The sequence below is a fragment of the Streptomyces sp. PL-25 genome, assembly GCF_058344915.1.
The window spans coordinates 900,570-920,063 of sequence record NZ_CP136997.1 but is presented as its reverse complement, the minus strand read 5'-3'; the positions used below and the strand labels follow the sequence as shown (position 1 = coordinate 920,063).

The 19,494-nt window shown below is 72.2% G+C and carries 19 protein-coding genes; 7 read left to right on the top strand and 12 right to left on the bottom strand.

The features are described from left to right. Positions 1–25 precede the first annotated feature (25 nt). Positions 26–208, top strand: a complete 183-nt coding sequence (locus R4Z62_RS03995; RefSeq protein WP_491519143.1) for a tail-anchor membrane protein — start codon at positions 26–28, stop codon at positions 206–208. Here the strand turns inward: R4Z62_RS03995 and R4Z62_RS03990 are convergent. Together R4Z62_RS03990 and R4Z62_RS03985 are read right to left on the bottom strand one after the other, a co-directional pair. Next, positions 183–1,613, bottom strand: coding sequence for a tannase/feruloyl esterase family alpha/beta hydrolase (locus R4Z62_RS03990; protein ID WP_491519142.1), 1,431 nt, complete (start codon positions 1,611–1,613; stop codon positions 183–185). The two genes, R4Z62_RS03995 and R4Z62_RS03990, sit on opposite strands and share 26 nt — an antisense overlap. 261 nt (positions 1,614–1,874) lie before the next feature. Further along, positions 1,875–2,837 carry a hypothetical protein gene (locus R4Z62_RS03985; protein ID WP_491519141.1) on the bottom strand — a complete coding sequence of 321 codons (963 nt, stop codon included), beginning with the start codon at positions 2,835–2,837 and terminating at the stop codon, positions 1,875–1,877. A 454-nt stretch (positions 2,838–3,291) separates the two neighbouring features. Here R4Z62_RS03985 and R4Z62_RS03980 point away from each other — a divergent pair, with 454 nt between their 5' ends. Beyond that, positions 3,292–4,161, top strand: a complete 870-nt coding sequence (locus R4Z62_RS03980) for an oxygenase MpaB family protein (RefSeq protein WP_491521837.1) — start codon at positions 3,292–3,294, stop codon at positions 4,159–4,161. On the opposite strand, the gene R4Z62_RS03975 is transcribed toward R4Z62_RS03980, so the two are convergent. Further along, the gene (locus R4Z62_RS03975; RefSeq protein WP_491519140.1) at positions 4,138–4,671 is read right to left on the bottom strand and encodes a PadR family transcriptional regulator; all 534 of its coding nucleotides are present in this window, start codon (positions 4,669–4,671) and stop codon (positions 4,138–4,140) included. The two genes, R4Z62_RS03980 and R4Z62_RS03975, sit on opposite strands and share 24 nt — an antisense overlap. A gap of 161 nt (positions 4,672–4,832) precedes the next feature. On the opposite strand from R4Z62_RS03975, the gene R4Z62_RS03970 reads away from it, so the two are divergent. Then, entirely contained in the window at positions 4,833–5,588 is a 756-nt protein-coding gene (locus R4Z62_RS03970) for an alpha/beta fold hydrolase (RefSeq protein ID WP_491519139.1), read from the top strand. A gap of 57 nt (positions 5,589–5,645) precedes the next feature. On the opposite strand, the gene R4Z62_RS03965 is transcribed toward R4Z62_RS03970, so the two are convergent. Together R4Z62_RS03965 and R4Z62_RS03960 are read right to left on the bottom strand one after the other, a co-directional pair. Then, positions 5,646–6,245, bottom strand: a complete 600-nt coding sequence (locus R4Z62_RS03965) for a class I SAM-dependent methyltransferase (RefSeq protein WP_382843396.1) — start codon at positions 6,243–6,245, stop codon at positions 5,646–5,648. A gap of 195 nt (positions 6,246–6,440) precedes the next feature. After that, positions 6,441–6,869, bottom strand: a complete 429-nt coding sequence (locus R4Z62_RS03960) for a PPOX class F420-dependent oxidoreductase (RefSeq protein ID WP_491519138.1) — start codon at positions 6,867–6,869, stop codon at positions 6,441–6,443. Positions 6,870–6,963: 94 nt separating this feature from the next. Between R4Z62_RS03960 and R4Z62_RS03955 the strand changes: the two genes are divergently transcribed. Beyond that, complete coding sequence (locus R4Z62_RS03955; RefSeq protein WP_491521836.1) at positions 6,964–7,377, top strand: roadblock/LC7 domain-containing protein; 414 nt, start codon at positions 6,964–6,966, stop codon at positions 7,375–7,377. Between the two features lie 123 nt (positions 7,378–7,500). After that, positions 7,501–8,559: a DUF6397 family protein gene (locus tag R4Z62_RS03950; RefSeq protein WP_491519137.1), complete on the top strand. Its 1,059-nt coding sequence runs from the start codon at positions 7,501–7,503 to the stop codon at positions 8,557–8,559. Between the two features lie 77 nt (positions 8,560–8,636). Here R4Z62_RS03950 and R4Z62_RS03945 read toward each other — a convergent pair whose 3' ends face one another. Together R4Z62_RS03945 and R4Z62_RS03940 are read right to left on the bottom strand one after the other, a co-directional pair. Then, entirely contained in the window at positions 8,637–9,503 is an 867-nt protein-coding gene (locus R4Z62_RS03945) for an acyl-CoA thioesterase (RefSeq protein ID WP_491519136.1), read from the bottom strand. Between the two features lie 58 nt (positions 9,504–9,561). Further along, entirely contained in the window at positions 9,562–12,075 is a 2,514-nt protein-coding gene (locus R4Z62_RS03940; RefSeq protein WP_491519135.1) for a DEAD/DEAH box helicase, read from the bottom strand. A gap of 145 nt (positions 12,076–12,220) precedes the next feature. On the opposite strand from R4Z62_RS03940, the gene R4Z62_RS03935 reads away from it, so the two are divergent. Beyond that, entirely contained in the window at positions 12,221–13,015 is a 795-nt protein-coding gene (locus tag R4Z62_RS03935) for a metal-dependent hydrolase (RefSeq protein ID WP_064531421.1), read from the top strand. Between the two features lie 119 nt (positions 13,016–13,134). Here R4Z62_RS03935 and R4Z62_RS03930 read toward each other — a convergent pair whose 3' ends face one another. The 4 genes from R4Z62_RS03930 to R4Z62_RS03915 form a co-directional block, all read right to left on the bottom strand. Beyond that, positions 13,135–13,392, bottom strand: a complete 258-nt coding sequence (locus R4Z62_RS03930) for a type B 50S ribosomal protein L31 (protein ID WP_018571046.1) — start codon at positions 13,390–13,392, stop codon at positions 13,135–13,137. Positions 13,393–13,461: 69 nt separating this feature from the next. Beyond that, the gene (locus tag R4Z62_RS03925) at positions 13,462–13,929 is read right to left on the bottom strand and encodes a DUF5709 domain-containing protein (protein ID WP_491519134.1); all 468 of its coding nucleotides are present in this window, start codon (positions 13,927–13,929) and stop codon (positions 13,462–13,464) included. 306 nt (positions 13,930–14,235) lie between these two features. Beyond that, on the bottom strand, positions 14,236–16,017 hold the full coding sequence (locus R4Z62_RS03920; RefSeq protein ID WP_491519133.1) for an ABC transporter ATP-binding protein: 1,782 nt from the start codon (positions 16,015–16,017) through the stop codon (positions 14,236–14,238). Then, positions 16,014–17,900 (bottom strand): ABC transporter transmembrane domain-containing protein, encoded by a 1,887-nt coding sequence (locus R4Z62_RS03915; protein WP_491519132.1) that lies wholly within the window; start codon positions 17,898–17,900, stop codon positions 16,014–16,016. The genes R4Z62_RS03920 and R4Z62_RS03915 overlap by 4 nt, the downstream gene beginning before the upstream one ends. A 508-nt stretch (positions 17,901–18,408) precedes the next feature. On the opposite strand from R4Z62_RS03915, the gene R4Z62_RS03910 reads away from it, so the two are divergent. Then, positions 18,409–18,999: a L,D-transpeptidase family protein gene (locus R4Z62_RS03910; RefSeq protein WP_079158827.1), complete on the top strand. Its 591-nt coding sequence runs from the start codon at positions 18,409–18,411 to the stop codon at positions 18,997–18,999. 27 nt (positions 19,000–19,026) lie between these two features. On the opposite strand, the gene R4Z62_RS03905 is transcribed toward R4Z62_RS03910, so the two are convergent. Further along, complete coding sequence (locus tag R4Z62_RS03905; RefSeq protein ID WP_355475858.1) at positions 19,027–19,482, bottom strand: MarR family winged helix-turn-helix transcriptional regulator; 456 nt, start codon at positions 19,480–19,482, stop codon at positions 19,027–19,029. Positions 19,483–19,494: the final 12 nt, after the last annotated feature.

The following is a 19,494-nucleotide window of genomic DNA, read 5'->3' as shown; positions in this document are numbered from 1 at the left end:
GCAGTGGCCGCGAAGGAGGCGACAGATGTCGAAGAAAGCGAAGATCGCCGCGGGTGGCGTGGCAGTCGGCCTGATCCTGTGGATCTGGCTGCCCTTCTGGGCCGTGCTCCTGATCGTGCTGGGTGTCCCGGCCGCCGCCTACCTCGCGCTGGACCCCTCCCAGCGTCGTCGGCTGCGCCGCGTCACCCGCAAGGGACTCGACCGCTGATCCGCCGGCCGCGGTCCTGATGTCCGGGTGCCCGTCCGCCCAGGGCGCAGGAGTCGACCACATCACCGCTCGCGGGCCTGCCGACGGTCCGGTCCGCGGGCGGCCGCACACCGTGCTCCACCCACGCCGCCAGAGCGTCGAAAGCGGATCGGTAACAGGGCAGGATCGGCCGCAGCCGGTCCGGATAGGTGTCGTACAGCCCGTCGACGTGTGTGCCGCCCTCGATCGTGTAGTACTGGTGCAGAGCACCCCGGCCGCTCGCGTCGACCATGCGCGCGTACACATCGGAGTCTGCGGCCCGGGGGAGCAGCGAGTCCAGATCACCGTGCAGTGTGATCAGCGGTTTGCCGATCCGCCCGGTCAGTGCCACACGGGCCACCGCGCGGTGCACGGAGGCGGGACGTGCGGCGTAGTCGTAGGCGGCGTCGGAGGGGCACGGCGCCAGGATCTGCTCCGGCGTGCTCCCGGCCGACGCTCCGGGGCAGGCCGGGTCGTAGCCGGGGTCGAACTCGGCACGGTAGATCTTCTGCGTCACCCCCCAGTACGCCTGCTCGTGGTAGGGCCACAGGAACTCCGATCCGCGCGCGAACCCCACGGCGTACAGCGCCGAGTCACCGGCCGACCCCAGGGACCGGGCCACGGCGGCGGGCAGCGAGGTGAGCAGGTTCGGACCGCCCGCCGTCCACAGGGCGCCCTCCCGGTCCACGCCGCCGTCGTACAGCTCCGGATGGTGCTCAAGCTGCCAGCGCGTGAGGTATCCGCCGTTGGACATGCCGGTCATGTACGTCCGGCGCGGTGCGCGGCCGTACCGTTCGGTGAGCACACCGCGTGCGGCGCGCGTGAGCTGGGTGGTGCGCGTGTTCCACTCGGCGACCGCCTCGCCGGGCCGGGCCCCGTCGCGATAGAAGTCGGCCGAACTGTTGCCCTTGTCCGTGGCGGCGTAGGCGTAGCCCTGAGCCAGCACCTGGTCCGAGATGGCCTTGTCCGTGGCGTACTGCTTGCGTGTGCCCGGCGCTCCGGTGACCACCAGACCGCCGTTCCAGTGGTCCGGCAGCCGGATCACGAACTGCGCGTCGTGCCGCCACCCGTGCGTGGTGTTGAAGTGCGAGGAGTCCGGGAAGTAGCCGTCGATCTGCACACCGGGCACACCGGAAGGCACGCGCGTGTCCCGGGCGGTCAGCCCGGCCTGGTCGGCCATGTCCGTGTAAGGGGTTCCGGCGAGTCCGGTGGTGGTCAGATCGGGCAGACACGCCGTCTGGACGAAGGCCGCGCCCGGCACCCGCAGCCGGCCCCCGTGCCCGCAGTGGCCGTCGGCCCCGGTCGCGGCGGCCACCGGGGCGGGCCAGGCGGCGACACCGGTCAGCAGCGCGGCGGTGGCGAGCGGGACTCCACGGGACAGACGCACGACGACTCCGGAGAGGAAGGGAACAGGGGGCTCGGGCCGGCGCACGAGGTGGTGCGGCCCGGAGCTGCCCCATCGTGCGGGGTCCGCTCCCGCCAACTCCATGGGTTGGCGCCATATGCAGAGATGAGTCGCTGTGGTGAGCCAAGACATACGCCGGCGGACGAGCCGCCACGGAACGCTCGCGGTGCGCGCGTCCGGGGAGGTCTGGGGCCGTCATGGGCGATGGCGCTCGCAGAGGCGAGAGCCGGTCGCGCGAGGGTGTCAGCTGGGGCGTACCGCCAGCCGGTCGAGGGCCTCCAGCAGACGGGGCAGCTCCGGCCCCCGGCCCACCGGCAGCACCTCGCCGGGCTCCTCGTCGAGGAGCACGAAGGCGATGTCGTCGGTCCGGGCCACCATCGACCACCCCGGTCCGTCGGCACGCAGGGTCCGTGCCTCGCCCGGAGCGAAGGACGACCTGATCCGGCCCAGCGGCGGCGGCGAGTCCACGTAGGCGCGAGCCTCCGCCAGGACACGCCGGACACCGCGATGTCCCGCGGAGGCGTCCTGCGCTGTCCGGTCCGCCACGCTTTCGCCGCCCCCGACCTCGGCTCCTGGGGCCGTCTCCGGGGCCCGCCCGGACGCCGGTCCCTCCCCGGGCTCGCGGCCCAGGCCGGAGCCCCGCCCCTGCGCGGTCTCCTCGGGTTCGCTCCCCTCCGGTCGACTTCCCCCGGCCTGGGCGAAGTACGTGGCGTCGCCGATCTGCTCCCGCCACGCCGTCCAGCGCAGGGCGATCTCATCGGCGCCCAGACGGCGCTGAGCGGGCCCCCAGACGCCGGTGTCCGGCGGTGTCAGCAAGGGACCGTCCCCCGCGTCGGGGGCGGGATCGTGCGGCGCGGGCACGCCGGGAGCCGCGACGGCCACGTCGAGCGGCCAGCCCGGCAGGGCGGCGACCACCGTGCGCTCCCCGGGCGACAGGTCGTACTCCATGCCGCAGTCCCAGGACGCGATGGCCACCGCCACCAGTGACACGTCGTCGACGGCCACGGTCCACCGCGCACCTGCGCCGTCCTGACCGAGCACCAGCCCGTACCCGTCCACCAGCGGGGCCAGACCGAGCGCCGCACAGGCTTCCGGATAGTCGTCGCCCAGCACGCTCGGGAACTGCGCGGGCGTCAGCAGGACCGCCGTCAGCACGTAGAGCGCGTCGTCCGCGGCGGCGACGGCTTTCTCGCCCGTCCCGGCCATCCCAGCCTCCCCATCGGTTCGTCCAACGGCGCGCACCCTAGTGCGCGGGCCAGGAGGTTGTCACGACTCCAGGTACCGCGCGGACCTGCAGTTTGCCACCCCGTAGGGGGCGAAACGGCCGTACCGGTGCCCCTCGGACGCCCAGAACCTGTCCGGTCGGTCATGGCGAAGACGCGGGGTGGGGCACGCACATCCGCCGCGTTGTCGTCCGTTGCCGACGCTCCGCGTCGACGCCCTCCTCCGCCTTGCGACTACACGCACCACACCCCGCTCACCCGCGCCCACAAGGCGCTGTCGCCTCCCTCCACCATGATCGGCCGGACAGGTCCTGGCCGGGCGCATGTTGCCGACACGGATGGTGCATCTGTGGCTACGCACAGTAGAGTTGGGCCTCGGACGGCAGGAGGGGTGCGCAGTGGCGAAGCGGTTCGACCGGCTCGAGCAGATCCGCCGGATGGATCCGGTGACCGAGGCGACGGAGATCCACCGGCTGACCGCGGTGTACGAGTTCCCGTGGGACTTCACCCGCGCCCTGGAACTGGCCCTCTACCGGACGTACGCCGTCCCGAGCATCGGCCGGCTGCTCGCGGAGACGGCCGAACTCACGGAGCGCTCCCAGAAGCGCTACGACGACACGGCGCTGCTCCTCGACGCCGTCATCGAGCACGGATTCGCCGGTGAACGGGGCCGCACCGCCATCCGGCGCATCAACCAGATGCACCGCAGTTACGACATCAGCAACGACGACATGCGCTACGTGCTGTGCACGTTCGTCGTGATGCCCAAGCGGTGGATCGACGCGTACGGCTGGCGCAGGCTGTCCCGGCACGAGACCGTGGCCGCCGCCGTCCACTACCGCACGCTCGGCCGGCACATGGGCATCAAGGACATCCCCGAGTCGTACGAGGAGTTCGAGGCGCACCTCGACGCCTACGAGAAGGCCCACTTCGGCTGGGACGACCGGGCGCGGACGGTCTCCGACGCCACGCTCGGCCTGATGGCCTCCTGGTACCCGCGCCCCCTCGCCCCGCTGCTGCGCCGTGCCACCCTGGCCCTGCTCGACGAGCCGCTGCTGGAGGCGTTCCGCTACGACCCGCCGTCCGCACTGACCCGCCGCTTCGTGCGTGGCGCGGTGCGCGCCCGGGGCCGGGCCGTCCGGCTGCTTCCGCCGCGCAGGACGCCGCACTTCGCGCGGCAGAACTGGGAGATCAAGAGCTACCCGGACGGCTACCGGGTGGCCGATCTCGGCACCCGCCCCGTCCCCGGCCTGCGGGGGTGCCCGGTGCGGCATGCCGGCGACTCAGCCGACGGCGTCGTCCAGTGAGTCGATCGTGCTGCGGAGCCATGCCACTTCCGCCTGGCTGGTGGCCCGCGCGACGGTGAGGATGCCGCGCCGGAAGGGGTCGCCGAGTTCTTCGGCGCGCAGCGGCCGGTCGCCCTCGTAGAAGAAGCTCGAAGGGGTCTCGAGAAAGCTCAGTCTGCGCCGCAGCACGGCCGCCTGGTCGCCCGGATCGTCCAGGTGCCTGAGGAAGGCCAGGACGGTGAACCAGCGGTTCTCGTCCGTGATGTCCTGCTGGACCGGTTCGGCGAGGCGGCGGCGCAGCTCGCGCCTGCCCTCGTCGGTGAGCGTGAGGACATGGCGCGGTGCCGCCACGGCCCCCGGTTCGGTGGCCCGTTCGAGCAGGCCGGCCTTCTCCAGCCGCTTGATCGCGGGGTAGAGCGTGCTCTCGGCGACAGGCCGTACGTGACCCGTCAGCGCGGTGATGCGTTTGCGCAGCTCATAGCCGTGCAGTGGGGTGTCGTAGAGGAATCCGAGGATGGCCAGCTCCAGCATTCCCGCATTGTCGCGTACATCCGCGGTACATCGTGCCCCTGGTACAGCAGATCAGCTGTACAACGCTCCTTTGATACATCGACTGAGCAATACCTCGTCACCGATGTATGTTCCTTGAGGGGGTCCCGGACATACCGGTGCCGTGATGCACGGAGGGTGACATGAAGCAGGCCGAGTTCGACGGAGCGGGCAGCATGATCCGCTGGACCGAGACACCCGGCGCCGAGCCCGCGCGCGTGTATGCGCACGGACTCGGCTCGATCTCGTCGGTCTACCACGCACACATCGCGGCCCGCCCCGAAGTCGTCGGGCGGCGCAGCCTCTTCGTCGACCTGCCCGGACACGGCATCAGCGACCGGCCCGCCGATTTCGGCTACACCCTGGAGGAGCACGCCGACGCCGTGGCCCGCGCACTGGACGAGGCGGAGCTGACCGGAGCCGAACTGGTCGCGCACAGCATGGGCGGGGCCGTCGCGATCGTGCTCGCCCACCGCAGGCCCGACCTCGTCTCCCGGCTGGTCCTCGCCGAGCCCAATCTGGACCCGCTCCCACCGGCGAGCGCGGGCAGCAGCATCATCGGCTCCTTCGGCGAGGAGGCGTTCGTCGACGGAGGCCACGCGCGCGTGCGGCTTCAGGCGGGACCCGTGTGGCCGGCGACCCTGCGGCTCACCGACCCGCGCGCACTGCACCGCAGTGCGGTGGCTCTCCGACGCGGCACCCGGCCCACGATGCGCGACATGCTTCTGCGCCTGCCCGTGGACCGCCTCTGCCTCCAGGGAGAACTGAGCGGCGAACTGCCGGGCAGAAGCCGTCTGGAGGAGGCGGGCGTACGCGTGGTGACCGTGCCGGACGCGGGCCACAACATCATGTTCGACAACCCGGACATGTTCGCGGCAGCCGTCGCCGGAACACTGTGAGCGGTGCCCGCCCGGTGGCCCGTACGCCGCGCGCCCTCGGGGCGCGGGACAGCGGTGTCAGCCCTCCCGGACGGCGAGCGCCAGGAAGCGGGCGTCCTCGTCGACGTACGACGTCATGCGCCATCCCGATCCGGCCAGCAGCGGTCGGAGACGGTCTTCCGCGCGGAGGTCGTCCGGTGTGATCCGGCGCCCCTGACGCGCCGCGAGCGCCGCCCGGCCGATCGGATGGAACAACGCGAGCATGCCACCGGGCCGCACCACGCGCCGCAACTCCCGCAGGTTCTCCGCGGGCCGCGGCAGATGCGCGACGAGACCGGCCGCGAAGACGGCGTCGAACGACTGGGTCCTGAACGGCAGGGCGCTGACATCGGCCAGCAGCAGCCGCCCCTCACGGTCGCGGCCGGCCCGCACCGCGGCCTCCAGCATCGCCGGCGTGACATCGGCGCCCACGACCACGCCCGACACGCCCACGGCGGCGCGCAGCGGCGGCAGCGCGCGTCCGGTCCCACACCCCGCGTCGAGCACGCGGTCGCCGTCGCCGAGTCCCAGCTCGGCGACGGCGGCGGCGTAGGCGGGGCCGTCGTCGGGGAATCTGCTGTCCCAGTCCGCGGCGCGGGCGGTGAAGAACTCCTGCACGTGCGTGATGTCGTCGCTCATGCACGGCATGATCCCGCACCACCGCGCAGGCGTGCCGGGGAAGACGGCGGGCGGGAGGCGCCGGGGGTCAGGTCAGGCCCGCGCGGATCAGCCGGGCCCACCCGATATCACCCGGCATCAGCCGGAATCAGGACCACCTGGCATCGGCCGGAATCGGGATCACCCGGCATCGGTATCACCCTGCATCGGCCGGAATCAGTCGGCGAGGTCCCGCATCGCCACGACCTTGTCGATCGCGGCCCGGACCAGAAGCTCTCCCGGCACGCCGTTGCGTTCCCCGAACTCCTCGGCGCGCTCCTCGCCCATGTAGCGGGCGCCGATCCGGGCCGCCCAGTGCCGGACCTCGTCCAGGTCCTCGGAGAGCCGGGCCCGGCCCTGCACCACCACGAAGGTGAACGGTGGCCGGTCGTCGTCCACACAGAGCGCGAACCGGCCGTCCCGCACCAGATTGCGCCCCTTCACCGTCTCCTTCCCGGTGTTGAAGACCACGTCGTCCCCGTCGAGCAGGAACCAGATCGGCGCCACATGCGGGCTTCCGTCGGCCCGGACGGTCGACAGCTTGCCGGTGCGGGTGCCGTGCGAGACGAACGCCCGCCATTCCTCGTCGGTCATCTTCTGTGCCATGCCCCCATCCTGCTTGCCGGGGCAGGAACAGTGGGGAAGGCTGGCGGGAGATCCTCCGATCTGGAGGAGACGACGCATGGGGGGCGAACAGATCATGGAGCACAACCGCACACTCGGTTGGCTGCTGGACGACCTGACCGAGCGGGTGGGGAACGTCCGGCACGCCCTGGTCCTGTCCACCGACGGACTGGTCACCGGAGCCAGCACGGGCCTGCGCCGCGAGGACGCGGAGCACCTGGCCGCCGTCGCGTCCGGCCTGCACAGCCTCGCCAAAGGGTCCGGGCGCCATTTCGGCGCGGGGTCGGTACGGCAGACGATGGTCGAGTTCGACGACGCGGTGCTGTTCGTGACCGCCGCCGGCGCGGGCAGCTGCCTGTGCGTCCTCAGCAGCGCCGAGGCCGACATCGGCCTGATCGCCTACGAGATGACCCGGCTGGTGAACCGGGTCGGCGAGCATCTCGACGTCGCCACTCGCCAACCCGAGCGTCCCCCCACAACTGACCTCTGACCAGCGCGTTCGCGGGTCACCCGTGAGTTATCCACAGGCTTGCGCCGAAATGCGCGGTTCCGGCTACGGTTTTTGGTGTGCGAGCGCGGCAGGCGCGAGCAACTCACCTCACGGGGGACCCACATGTCCGGCACCACCATCACGCACGCATCCGTATCCGCCCTCGAGCCGGTCTCCGGGAATCCCGGCGCGTCCGTCGGCCAGAGCCGAGCCGCCAAAGAACTGGGACTGAAGCGCCGCGAGTTCGAACTGGCCGTGGGCCTCGGCCACATCCGGACGCTCGCCGACGACGGCGGAGGCGGCTGCCGCGTGGAGCGAGCCGAGATCGAGAGGCTCCGGGCACAGGAAGGCTTTCCGCAGGCGCTGCGCGATCGGGTGGAGGCAGTGGGCACCAGGCAGGCCGCGCAGATCATGCGGATGATCACGGTCCGGTTCACCCGCCTGGCCCGGCTGGGTCTGCTCGTGCCCGTCGCGTTCTACCTCAATCGGTACCGGGCCGTCGTCTGGCTGTATCTCGCCGACGAGCTCCGGCAGTTCGCGGCGGACGAGAAGAACACCTCGCTGCTGACCCGGCCGCTGGCCGAGACGCTGCGGGACCAGTTGGACGCGGGCGTGGACCTGCGCCCGCGCAACTGGCGCGGGCGGCACCTGGGCTTCCTGCTCCGGCAGGCCGCCGACGACCCCTGGGCACAGGCGGCGGCCCCGGCGTCACTGCTCGACCCGCTCCAGATCTCGGAGATCATCCCCGATCCTTACGAGCGCGCCCATCTGAACCGCCACCGGACCCGGCCGCAGCCGCACGGCGCGCCCGGTTCGCCCGCCGCAGACCTCGTCGAGCACCTCTCCACGGCGCAGGACGCCGACGAGATCGCGTGGCTCCGGGCCGACTTGGCGCAATCGATGCGGGAAGCCCGCGCCCACCGGCCCGCACCGCGCCCGGCGCCGCACCACGCCGATCCGGCATCCCACCACCTTGTCCCGGGGCCGGCCTCCGGCCGACGTCCGGTCGGAGACCGGCGGCGAGCCTCCGACCGGCGTCCCGCCCTCGACAGCCGACGGCACGCTCCGGAGCGACGCCGCCCGCCCGAGCCCGCTCGGAAGCGGTCCGGACATCACCCTGGGCAGCGGCCCGCACGACGCTCGCACGGACTGCTCGGACGGCTGTTCCGCAGAGGCGCCTGACCCGCGAGCCGTGACGCGTCCGCGGCCCGCGCCACACCGCAGATCCGGCGGCGCGTCGGCGCGTCGGCACGCGAGGGTCACACCGGGCGGAACAGACCCTCCTGGACGACGGACACCAGCAGACGCCCCTCGGTGTCGTAGATGCGCCCGCGGGCCAGCCCCCGCCCGCCCGTCGCGATCGGTGACTCCTGGTCGTACAGGAACCACTCGTCCGCCCGGAACGGCCGGTGGAACCACATGGCGTGGTCCAGCGACGCCATGTCGAAACCGCGCGGACCCCAGAGCGGTTCGACCGGCAGGCGTACGGCGTCCAGCAGCGTCATGTCACTGGCGTATGTCAGCGCACAGGTGTGCACCAGCGGATCGTCGCCGAGCGGACCGACCGCGCGCATCCACACCGCGCTGCGCGGTTCGGCGTCCTCGACCTCCTCGGTGGTCCAGCGCAACCGGTCCACGTACCGGATGTCGAAGGGCTGGCGGCGCGCCATGCGCTCGAACTGCTCCGGCAGCGCGCCCAGGTGCTCGCGGACCTCGTCGGCGACCGTCGGCAGGGACTCCGGCGACGGCACCTTGCGGGCCGGCGGCAACTGGTGATCGAAACTGCCCTGTTCGGGCTTGTGGAAGGAGGCGGTCAGATTGAAGATCGTGCGGCCCTGCTGCACCGCGGTGACCCGGCGCGTCGTGAAGGACCGCCCGTCCCGCACCCGCTCCACCTGGTACACGATCGGCACCCCCGGACGGCCGGGCCGCAGGAAATACGCGTGCAGGGAGTGCACCGGGCGGTCGCTGTCCGTGGTGCGCCCGGCGGCCACGAGAGCCTGTCCGGCCACCTGGCCGCCGAAGACCCGTTGCAGGGACTCCTGCGGACTGCGGCCGCGGAAGATGTTGACCTCTATCTGCTCCAGGTCGAGCAGATCGACAAGCCTCTCGGCCGGGTTCGTCATGGGCGCGGTTCTCCTGTGTTCACGGCGGGGCGTGCGCTTCCCGGGGACCGGAGTCGGTTCACAACTGTCCGACGGCGGTCACCCGCACGATCGCACGGCCCTCGGCGTCCGAAGCGGCCAGGTCGATCTCCGCGCTGATGCCCCAGTCGTGGTCGCCGTTCGGATCGTCGAAGATCTGCCGCACCCGCCACAGCCCGTGCTCCGGCTCCTCCTTGATCACCAGCAGCTTCGGGCCGCGGGCGTCCGGACCGGTACCCAGGTCCTCGTACTCGTCCCAGTAGCGGTCCATGGCCTCGCCCCACGCCTCCTCGTCCCACCCGGACTCGGCGTCCATCTCGCCCAGTTCGGCGACCTGGTCGAGGGCGGCGAGCTCCACCCGGCGGAACAGCGCGTTGCGGACCAGGACGCGGAAGGCGCGCGCGTTGGAGGTGACCGGCTTGACCTGGTCGGCCTTCTCCTGTGCCTCCTCCGCGGTCATCCCCGCCGGGTTGGCCAACTGCTCCCACTCGTCCAGCAGGCTGGAGTCGACCTGGCGCACCATCTCGCCCAGCCAGGCGATCAGATCCTGGAGGTCCTCGGACTTCAGGTCGTCCGGGACGGTGTGCTCCAGGGCCTTGTAGGCGCTGGCCAGGTAGCGGAGCACGATGCCCTCGGTCCGCGCCAGCTCGTAGAGGGAGACCAGCTCGGTGAAGGACAGCGCCCGTTCGTACATGTCCCGGACCACGGACTTGGGCGACAGCGGATGGTCACCGACCCACGGGTGGCTCTTGCGGTAGGTGTCGTAGGCGTGGAAGAGCAGTTCCTCCAGCGGCTTGGGGTAGCTGACGTCCTGGAGGCGCTCCATCCGCTCCTCGTACTCGACGCCGTCCGCCTTCATCGCGGCCACGGCCTCGCCGCGCGCCTTGTTCTGCTGGGCGGCCAGGATCTGCCGCGGGTCGTCCAGCGTGGACTCCACGACGGACACCATGTCCAGCGCGTAGGACGGCGACTCGGGGTCCAGCAGCTCGAAGGCGGCCAGGGCGAAGGTGGACAGCGGCTGGTTCAGCGCGAAGTCCTGCTGGAGGTCGACCGTGAGGCGCACGATCCGGCCCTCGGCGTCCGGCCGGTCGAGCTTCTCGACGATGCCGCCGTCCAGCAGCGAGCGGTAGATGGCGATGGCCCGCCGGATGTGCCGCAACTGCTGCTTGCGCGGCTCGTGGTTGTCCTCCAGCAGATGCCGCATCGCCTCGAAGGCGTTGCCGGGACGCGCGATCACCGACAGCAGCATGGTGTGCGTCACCCGGAAACGCGACGTCAGGGGCTCCGGCTCGGAGGCGATGAGCTTGTCGAAGGTGGTGTCCGACCAGGCGACGAACCCCTCCGGCGCCTTCTTGCGGACGACCTTGCGGCGCTTCTTCGGGTCGTCGCCCGCCTTGGAGAGCGCCTTCTCGTTCTCGATAACGTGCTCGGGGGCCTGCGCGACGACGAAGCCCTCCGTGTCGAAGCCCGCGCGTCCGGCGCGGCCCGCGATCTGGTGGAACTCACGGGCGCGCAGGGTCCGCACCCGACTGCCGTCGTACTTGGTGAGCGCCGTGAACAGCACCGTGCGGATCGGGACGTTGACCCCCACACCGAGGGTGTCCGTACCGCAGATCACCTTCAGCAGACCGGCCTGGGCCAGCTTCTCCACCAGCCGCCGGTACTTGGGCAGCATGCCGGCGTGGTGGACACCGATGCCGTGCCGCACGTACCGGGAGAGGTTGCGGCCGAACTTGGTGGTGAAACGGAAGTTGCCGATCAGCTCGGCGATCTGCTCCTTCTCCTCGCGCGAGCACATGTTGATGCTCATCAGCGCCTGGGCCCGCTCCACCGCCTGGGCCTGGGTGAAGTGCACGATGTACACGGGCGCCTGCCGCGCCTGCAGCAGCTCCGTGAGTGTCTCGGTGAGCGGGGTGCGCCGGTACTCGTACGACAGGGGGACCGGGCGGGTCGCCGAGCGGACCACGGCCGTGGGGCGGCCGGTGCGGCGGGCGAGGTCCTTCTCGAAGAAGGAGACGTCGCCGAGTGTCGCCGACATCAGGACGAACTGGGCCTGCGGCAGTTCCAGCAGCGGGATCTGCCAGGCCCAGCCGCGGTCCGGTTCCGCGTAGAAGTGGAACTCGTCCATGACGACCTGGCCGACGTCGGCGTCCTTGCCGTCGCGCAGCGCGATGGACGCCAGCACCTCGGCGGTGCAGCAGATGACGGGCGCGTCGGCGTTCACGGAGGCGTCGCCGGTGAGCATGCCGACGTTCTCGGTGCCGAACAGCTTGCACAGCTCGAAGAACTTCTCCGACACCAGCGCCTTGATCGGAGCGGTGTAGAAGGTGACCTCGTCCCGGGCCAGGGCGGCGAAGTGCGCACCGGCGGCGATCATGCTCTTGCCGGACCCGGTGGGCGTGGACACGATCACGTTCGCCCCGGAGACCGCCTCGATCAGCGCCTCCTCCTGGTGCGGGTAGAGCGTGAGACCCCGCTCCTGGGCCCACGACTCGAAGGCTTCGTAGAGGGCGTCGGGGTCGGCGGTCGGCGGCAGCTGATCGATGAGGGTCACGCACCCATCTTGCCTGGCCGCCCGGCCCCAGCGGGAATCGGCTGCCCGAGCGAAGATCACGACCGCTACGCTGTGTCGCCGACGCGGTGTCAGCACACCGGGCCGACTGGACGACGGCACACGACGAACGGGGCGGGGAACGGCCATGATGGGACCAGCACACTCACTGTCGGGTGCCGCAGCCTGGCTGGGCGTCGGAGCGGCGGCAGCGGCGATGGACCACCCGATGCCCTGGCCGGTCGTGCTGGTCGGCGCGCTGATCTGCGCCGGGGCGGCCCTCGCCCCCGACCTGGACCACAAGGCCGCCACCATCTCGCACGCCTTCGGGCCGCTGTCGCGCTGGCTCTGCGAGATCGTGGACAAGCTCTCCTACGCCGCCTACAAGACGACACGCAAGAAGGGCGACCCGCGCCGTTCCGGCGGTCACCGCACGCTCACGCACACCTGGCTCTGGGCGGTGCTGATCGGTGGCGGTGCCTCCGTCGTGGCGATCACCGGCGGACGCTGGGCGGTCCTCGCGATCCTCTTCGCCCACATGGTCCTGGCCATCGAGGGGCTGCTGTGGCGGGCGGCCCGCGGCTCCAGCAGCGACGTCCTGGTGTGGCTGCTGGCCGGGACGAGCGCCTGGATCCTCGCCGGGATCCTGGACAAGCCGGGCAACGGCTCCGACTGGCTGTTCACGGCGCCGGGCCAGGAGTACCTGTGGCTGGGGCTGCCGATCGTGCTGGGCGCGCTGGTCCACGACATCGGGGACGCGCTGACCGTCTCCGGATGCCCGATCCTGTGGCCGATACCGGTGGGCCGCAGGCGCTGGTACCCGATCGGACCGCCCAAGGCGATGCGCTTCCGGGCGGGCAGCTGGGTCGAGCTCAAGGTGCTGATGCCGGTGTTCATGGTGCTCGGCGGAGTGGGCTGTGCGGCGGCGCTGAACGTCATCTGACCTGTTCGCCGGGCCCGGTCTCCCGCGCCCGGCCGCCGCACGGACGGCGGGCCGGGCCGTCACGACTCCTGTCGGCCGCGTCCTCCGCCCAGCCTCTGCCCCCGCTCTCCTGCGCGGCCTCAGCCCTGGCCGGAACCGCCCCCGTAGCGGCGCTCGAACCGGGCGACCCTGCCCTCGGAGTCGACCGTGCGGGCCTTGCCGGTGTAGAAGGGATGGCTCTCCGAGGAGATCTCCACGTCCACCACCGGGTATGTCTCCCCGTCGTCCCAGTCGATGGTCTCGTCACTGGACGCGGTCGACCGGGTGAGGAAGGCGTAGCCGGCGGCCCGGTCGCGGAAGACCACGGAGTGGTAGTCGGGGTGCTTGTCCTGCTGCATGGATGCTCCTCGTCGTACGGCGGTGGCCCGGAGGGCGGCGGCGACGGGGCGCGGGCGGCGAGGGCTGCCCTACAGGGACTCCTCGTCGACGACGTGCATCGCGGCCTCCTCGGCGGAGGCGGCTGCTCCGTCGATGCCCACGTCCGTGGCGACCAGCGCGCTCTCCTCGTCCTCGTGCACACCCTCGTCGGGCGCGACGAGCCGGCCCGAGCGGCCGGCACCGACCTCGTTGTCCAGGAGTTCCCCGTCGGAGCCGTCGCAGTCACCGATGCCGTCGCCGTCCGGCGCGGCGAGCTCGGGCAGCTCCTCCGACAGTCGCTGGTCCAGAGTCTCGCCCCGCCGGCGCTCGGCCGCCGTCACACCGGTGTGCTCCACGGCCCACGGCCGCTCGGGAGGGGACCAACCGCGGTCCAGGGGGTCCTCGACACCGTCGTTCTCCAGCGTGTCCTCCGAGTCGAGGACCCCCGTGTCCTCCTTGACCTCGGAGTCGTCATCGGGCTGGTAGACGTCGTCTCCCCATCCGTCGGCGCTGTCCACGGGTACCTCCAGGTGGTGGGGACGGGCCCGTTCTCGCTCCGCCCGGCGCGAGCCGGACGGTCCCCGGGCGCTCCCCGAGCCGCTTCCACCTCCCAGACTTCCACCCCTGTTCGGCACCGCGCAACGGCACGGCCGCCCCGCCCCGGCCGTGCGCCCGCCGGGACCGTCCGGGTCTCCCCGGCACCCCCGGACCGCACGCCCGCCGCCACCGCCGATGCCGACGCGCACGCCGCTGTCACCACCGTCGGCGCCGCGCGCGGTGCCCGCCGTCTCGGCGACGGCTCCACGCGCGGCGCCCCGGATGCCTCAGCCGTGCCAGGAGCGCCACAGCGCCGCGTAGGCGCCGTCCGCCGCGACCAGCTCGTCATGACTGCCCAGCTCGCTGACCCGGCCGTCCTCGACCACGGCGATCACGTCGGCGTCATGGGCGGTGTGCAGCCGGTGGGCGATGGCCATGACGGTGCGTCCGTCCAGGACACGGGCGAGGGACCGTTCCAGGTGCCGGGCCGCGCGCGGGTCGAGGAGCGAGGTCGCCTCGTCCAGGACCAGGGTGTGCGGATCGGCCAGGACCAGGCGGGCCAGCGCGACCTGCTGCGCCTGGGCCGGTGTGAGCGCGAGACCGCCGGAGCCGACCTCGGTGTCCAGGCCGTCGCCGAGCGCGCGGGCCCAGCCGTCCGCGTCGACGGCTCCCAGCGCCGCCCACAGCTCGGCGTCCGCGGCGTCGGTACGCGCCAGCAAAAGGTTGTCGCGCAGCGAGCCCACGAAGACGTGGTGCTCCTGGTTGACCAGGGCGACATGGGAGCGGACGTCCTCGGCGGGCATCCGGGACAGCTCGGCGCCACCGAGGGTGATCCGGCCGTCCCGGGGGGCGTAGATACCGGCGAGGAGCCTGCCCAGTGTGGACTTGCCGGCGCCCGAGGGCCCGACCAGGGCCAGCCGGGTCCCCGGTTCGACCTCCAGGGAGACCTTGCGCAGCACGTCGACACCCTCGCGGTAGCCGAAGTGCACCCGGTCCGCGTGCACCTTCCGCCCGTCGGGAGCCAGCGAGGCGTCCCCGGCGTCCGGCTCGATGTCGCGGACGCCGACCAGCCGGGCGATCGACACCTGCGCCACCTGCAACTCGTCGTACCAGCGCAGGATCAGTCCCACCGGGTCGACGAGCATCTGCGCGATGAGGGCGCCCGTCGTGAGCTGGCCGACCCCCAGCCAGCCCTGGAGCACGAAGACCCCGCCGACCATCAGTACGGAGGCGAGCACCGTCACATGGGTGATGTTGACGACCGGGAACAGCACCGACCGCAGCCACAGGGTGTAGCGTTCCCAGGCTGTCCACTCCTTGATGCGCCGCTCCGACAGGGCGATGCGGCGTTCGCCCAGCCGGTGCGCCTCCACGGTGCGCCCGGCGTCGACCGTCTCGGCGAGCGCGGCGGCCACCGCGGCGTATCCCGCGGCCTCCGAGCGGTAGGCGGACGGCGCCCGCCGGAAGTACCAGCGGCAGCCGACCACCAGCAGCGGCAGGGCCAGCAGCACGGCCGCGCCCAGCGGCGGAGCGGTGACGACCAGTCCGCCCAGCAGCAGCACCACCCACACCACACCGATGGCGAGCTGGGGCACGGCCTCGCGCATCGCGTTGGCGAGCCGGTCGATGTCCGTGGTGATCCGGGACAGCAGGTCGCCGGTGCCCGCCCGTTCCAGCACGCCGGGCGGCAGGCCCACCGACCGGACGAGGAAGTCCTCGCGCAGGTCGGCCAGCATCCGTTCGCCGAGCATCGCGCCGCGCAGCCGCACCTCGCGCACGAACACCGCCTGGACGGCCAGCGCCAGCACGAACAGGGCGACGGTCGTCCCGAGACGCAGTTCCCGCGTCCCGTCCGAGACCCGTTCGACCAGATCGCCCAGCAGCCACGGGCCCGCCATGGAGGCGAGGACCGAGACGGTGTTGACGGTGACGAGCAGCACGAAGGCCCGCCGATGGCGGCGCAGCAGTTCGCCCACGTAGGCGCGGACGGTCGACGGGGCGCCGACAGGCAGGGTGTCGGCCGTCGTCGGTGCCGCCGGGTCGTAGGCCGGAGGGGCCACGCCGATCATGCGGTCTCCTCGATCTCTTCCAGTTCTTCGAGCGCGTCCCGCAGGGCGCCCTCGCAGTCCTCCACGGGCGTCTCGGCTCCCGCGGCCCGCTCCTCGTCCGTCTCGCGGGTCACCACCGACCGGTACCGGGGGTCGGTGCGCACCAGCTCGCGGTGGGCGCCGACGGCGGCGACCGCGCCCTCGTGGACGAGGACCACGCGGTCGGCATGGTCCAGGAGCAGCGGTGAGGAGGTGAGGACCACGGTGGTGCGCCCGGACCGCAGGTCCTTGAGACCCTCCGCGATCCGGGCCTCGGTGTGGGAGTCGACGGCGGAGGTCGGCTCGTCCAGGACCAGCACCTCCGGGTCGGTGACGAGGGAGCGGGCCAGGGCCAGACGCTGGCGCTGGCCGCCGGAGAGGGACCGGCCGCGTTCCGTGATGCGGACGTCCATCGGGTCCTCGGCGGCCGACGACGCCTGGGCCAGAGCCGTCAGGACGTCACCGCACCGGGCCGCCGCGAGCGCCGCGTCGGCGGTGACCTCGCCCGAGGCGGGCACGTCGAGCAGTTCGCGCAGCGAACCGGAGAGCAGCACCGGGTCCTTGTCCTGCACCAGGACGACCGTGCGGGCCCGGCCGAGCGGCAGCTCGTCCAGCGGCACGCCGCCCAGGAGCACTGAGGGGCCGGGTTCCTCGGGGTGGCCGCCCAGCCGCTCCGCGAGGCGGCCGGCCGCGTCGGGGTCCCCGCACACCACGGCGGTCAGGACCCCCGCGGGCACAAGGAGTCCGGTCGCCGGGTCGTACAGGTCCCCGGAGGGAAGGGACGAGGCGGCCGCCGGCCGGTCCGCGGGACCGGGGAGGTCCGGTGCCGGAGCGTCGACCTCCGTCCGCCGTGGCCCGCTCCGGGGCGCGGTCCGTTCCAGTGACAGCACCCGTGCCGCGCGCTTGGCGGACGGGCGGGAGAAGGAGTACGCCATGGCGATCTCCTCGAAGTGGCGCAGAGGGTAGGTGAGGACCATGACGGAGCTGTAGACGGTGACGAGTTCGCCCACGGTGATGCGGCCCTCGCGGGCCAGGTGCACGCCGTACCAGACGACGGCGATCAGCAGCAGACCCGGAAGCAGGACCTGGACGGCCGAGATCAGCGACCACATGCGGGCGCTGTGCACGGCCGCCTGCCGGACCTCCTGGGAGGCGCGGCGGTAGCGGTCGAGGAACAGTTCCTCGCCGCCGATGCCGCGCAGTACCCGCAGACCGGCCACGGTGTCGGAGGCCAGCTCGGTGGCGCGGCCCGCCTTCTCGCGCTGCACGTCGGCCCGCCGGGTGGCGCGCGGCAGCAGCGGCAGCACGGCGAGTGCCAGCGCGGGCAGGCCCACCGCGACCACCACGCCGAGCGCCGGTTGGTAGACCAGGAGGGCGACGCAGACCAGCACGACGGTGACGGCCGCCGCGGTGAACCGGGAGACGGCCTCCACGAACCAGCCGATCTTCTCGACGTCGCCGGTGGAGACGGCCACCACCTCTCCGGCGGCGACCCGCCGGGTCAGCGCCGAGCCCAACTGGGCGGTCCTGCCGGCCAGGAGCTGCTGGACCCGGGCCGCCGCGGTGATCCAGTTGGTCACCGCGGCGCGGTGCAGGAAGGTGTCGCCGAGCGCGTTGCCCACGCAGACCAGGACCAGGAGGCCGCCGCTGAGGGCCAGCCGGGTGCCGGAGCGGTCGACGACGGCCTGCACGGCGACACCGACGCAGAACGGCAGCGCGGAGACGGAGCAGAAGTGCAGCAGTCCCCAGGCCAGTGCTCTCAGCTGGCCGCCGAGCTGGTTGCGTCCCAGCCACCACAGGAATCGGGGACCCGAGCGTGCGTCCGGCACACCCGGGTCGGGATACGGAAGGTCTTGAATCTGCATGACGTCCCAGTGGTTCGGGTCGAGGGCACAGGCGCCGCGGTGGCGGCGGCGAGAGTCGTGACAGGTTCGCCGCGCGAAGCAGCCGAAGGCAACCGGTTTTCCGCCGCCGTACCGGCCGGGCAACAGGGCTGACGATGTGAGAGGTGACGGGAAGCCAGTGGGACGGCCGTGCGGCCCGCTCGCGCGCGCGGCCTCGGCGTCCGGGTCTCGCGCGGGCCGGATCCAGTACCTTCTCGACCCCCTCGCCGGGCCCGTCCCACGCGCCCGACACGCTCCAAAGAGAAGCGAATAAGGCTATTTGGACCAACGTCGAGTGGATCGTCAGGTCCGGCGTGTCCAGCATGGGTTCATGCGAAGAGGCGGCGTAAGACGTGCGATGGTCGCTATGACGGCCTGTGGATTCTTTCTGACGACTCTGGCCGCGTGCGGCGGCGAGCGGACCGAGGTCCGCCACGGAGACGTCCCGAGGCCGGGTGGTCCTTCGGGGTCCGCCCGGCCCACTCCGACCGTGAAACCGGCCCGGGTCCCCGGCGTCGGTGAGCGGATGTGGCAGCGGGTCCCGGCAGGCACCCGCCAGATCCTGACGGTGTACGGGGACGGCAAGAACTCCCCGGACGGCACCGCCGTGCTGTACGAGAAGCACGGGAACGCGTGGCAGCGGGTCGACAGCTGGCCGACGCACAACGGCAAGCAGGGGTGGAGCACGGACCACCGCGAGGGCGACGAGCGCAGCCCGGTGGGCGTGTTCACGCTCTCCGACGCCGGTGGTCTCCTCGACGACCCGGGCACCAGGTTCCCGTACACCCAGGACGAGGAGGCGTTCGCGTCCCCCTACTACTGGGACGAGGCCCACTGGCACGACTTCGACTACGTGATCGCGATCGACTACAACCGCCGGACGGGCACCCGGCCCGACGACCCGACCCGTCCGCTCGGCCAGCGCAAGGGCGGCGGCATCTGGCTGCACCTGGACCACGGCGACGGCACGCTGGGGTGCGTCAGCCTCCCGGAGTCGGCCATGGAGTACCTACTGCGCACGCTGGACCCGAAGGACAAGCCCGTCGTGGTGATGGGGGACAAGGACGACCTGAAGGCGTAGTCGCCCGCGGCGGGGCGGCCGGTGGACTCAGCAGCGGTGCCCGCGCGCGGGCACCGTGCCCACGAGGGTGTCCAGCAGGTCACCGAGGACCGTGCGCTGCTCCGCGGTGAGGGGGGCCAGGATCTCCTCGGCGGCGGACCGGCGCGCGCCGTGCAGTTCTCGCAGGGCCATGCGCCCGTCGTCGGTCAGCTCGATACGGGTCACCCTGCGGTTGGCCGGGTCGGGGACCCGGCGCACCTTCCCGTTCGCCTCCAGCCCGTCCACCAGGGTGGTCACCGCGCGCGGCACGACCTCCAGGGACTGGGCGAGATCCGCCATCCGGGGCGGCTCGCCGAAGTGCGCCAGCGTGCGCAGCAGCCGGGACTGCGCCGGTGTGATGCCGAGGGCGTGCTCCTCCAGGTGGCGTTTCTGGATGCGGTGCACCCGGCGGGTGAGCCGGAGCAACTGCTCGGCGAGGGGGCCGTCGGGGTCGGGCGTGGTCATGCGGGAACAATA

Excerpts from the sequence above, each read along its gene's own strand:
- R4Z62_RS03915 (WP_491519132.1), bottom strand. The coding sequence starts at position 17,900 with ATGCAGATTCAAGACCTTCCGTATCCCGACCCGGGTGTGCCGGACGCA.
- R4Z62_RS03920 (WP_491519133.1), bottom strand. The coding sequence starts at position 16,017 with ATGATCGGCGTGGCCCCTCCGGCCTACGACCCGGCGGCACCGACGACG.
- R4Z62_RS03955 (WP_491521836.1), top strand. The coding sequence starts at position 6,964 with ATGGAGCACAACCGCACACTCGGTTGGCTGCTGGACGACCTGACCGAG.
- R4Z62_RS03965 (WP_382843396.1), bottom strand. The coding sequence starts at position 6,245 with ATGAGCGACGACATCACGCACGTGCAGGAGTTCTTCACCGCCCGCGCC.
- R4Z62_RS03960 (WP_491519138.1), bottom strand. The coding sequence starts at position 6,869 with ATGGCACAGAAGATGACCGACGAGGAATGGCGGGCGTTCGTCTCGCAC.
- R4Z62_RS03905 (WP_355475858.1), bottom strand. The coding sequence starts at position 19,482 with ATGACCACGCCCGACCCCGACGGCCCCCTCGCCGAGCAGTTGCTCCGG.
- R4Z62_RS03930 (WP_018571046.1), bottom strand. The coding sequence starts at position 13,392 with ATGCAGCAGGACAAGCACCCCGACTACCACTCCGTGGTCTTCCGCGAC.
- R4Z62_RS03970 (WP_491519139.1), top strand. The coding sequence starts at position 4,833 with ATGAAGCAGGCCGAGTTCGACGGAGCGGGCAGCATGATCCGCTGGACC.
- R4Z62_RS03935 (WP_064531421.1), top strand. The coding sequence starts at position 12,221 with ATGATGGGACCAGCACACTCACTGTCGGGTGCCGCAGCCTGGCTGGGC.
- R4Z62_RS03980 (WP_491521837.1), top strand. The coding sequence starts at position 3,292 with ATGGATCCGGTGACCGAGGCGACGGAGATCCACCGGCTGACCGCGGTG.
- R4Z62_RS03945 (WP_491519136.1), bottom strand. The coding sequence starts at position 9,503 with ATGACGAACCCGGCCGAGAGGCTTGTCGATCTGCTCGACCTGGAGCAG.
- R4Z62_RS03995 (WP_491519143.1), top strand. The coding sequence starts at position 26 with ATGTCGAAGAAAGCGAAGATCGCCGCGGGTGGCGTGGCAGTCGGCCTG.
- R4Z62_RS03975 (WP_491519140.1), bottom strand. The coding sequence starts at position 4,671 with ATGCTGGAGCTGGCCATCCTCGGATTCCTCTACGACACCCCACTGCAC.
- R4Z62_RS03985 (WP_491519141.1), bottom strand. The coding sequence starts at position 2,837 with ATGGCCGGGACGGGCGAGAAAGCCGTCGCCGCCGCGGACGACGCGCTC.
- R4Z62_RS03950 (WP_491519137.1), top strand. The coding sequence starts at position 7,501 with ATGTCCGGCACCACCATCACGCACGCATCCGTATCCGCCCTCGAGCCG.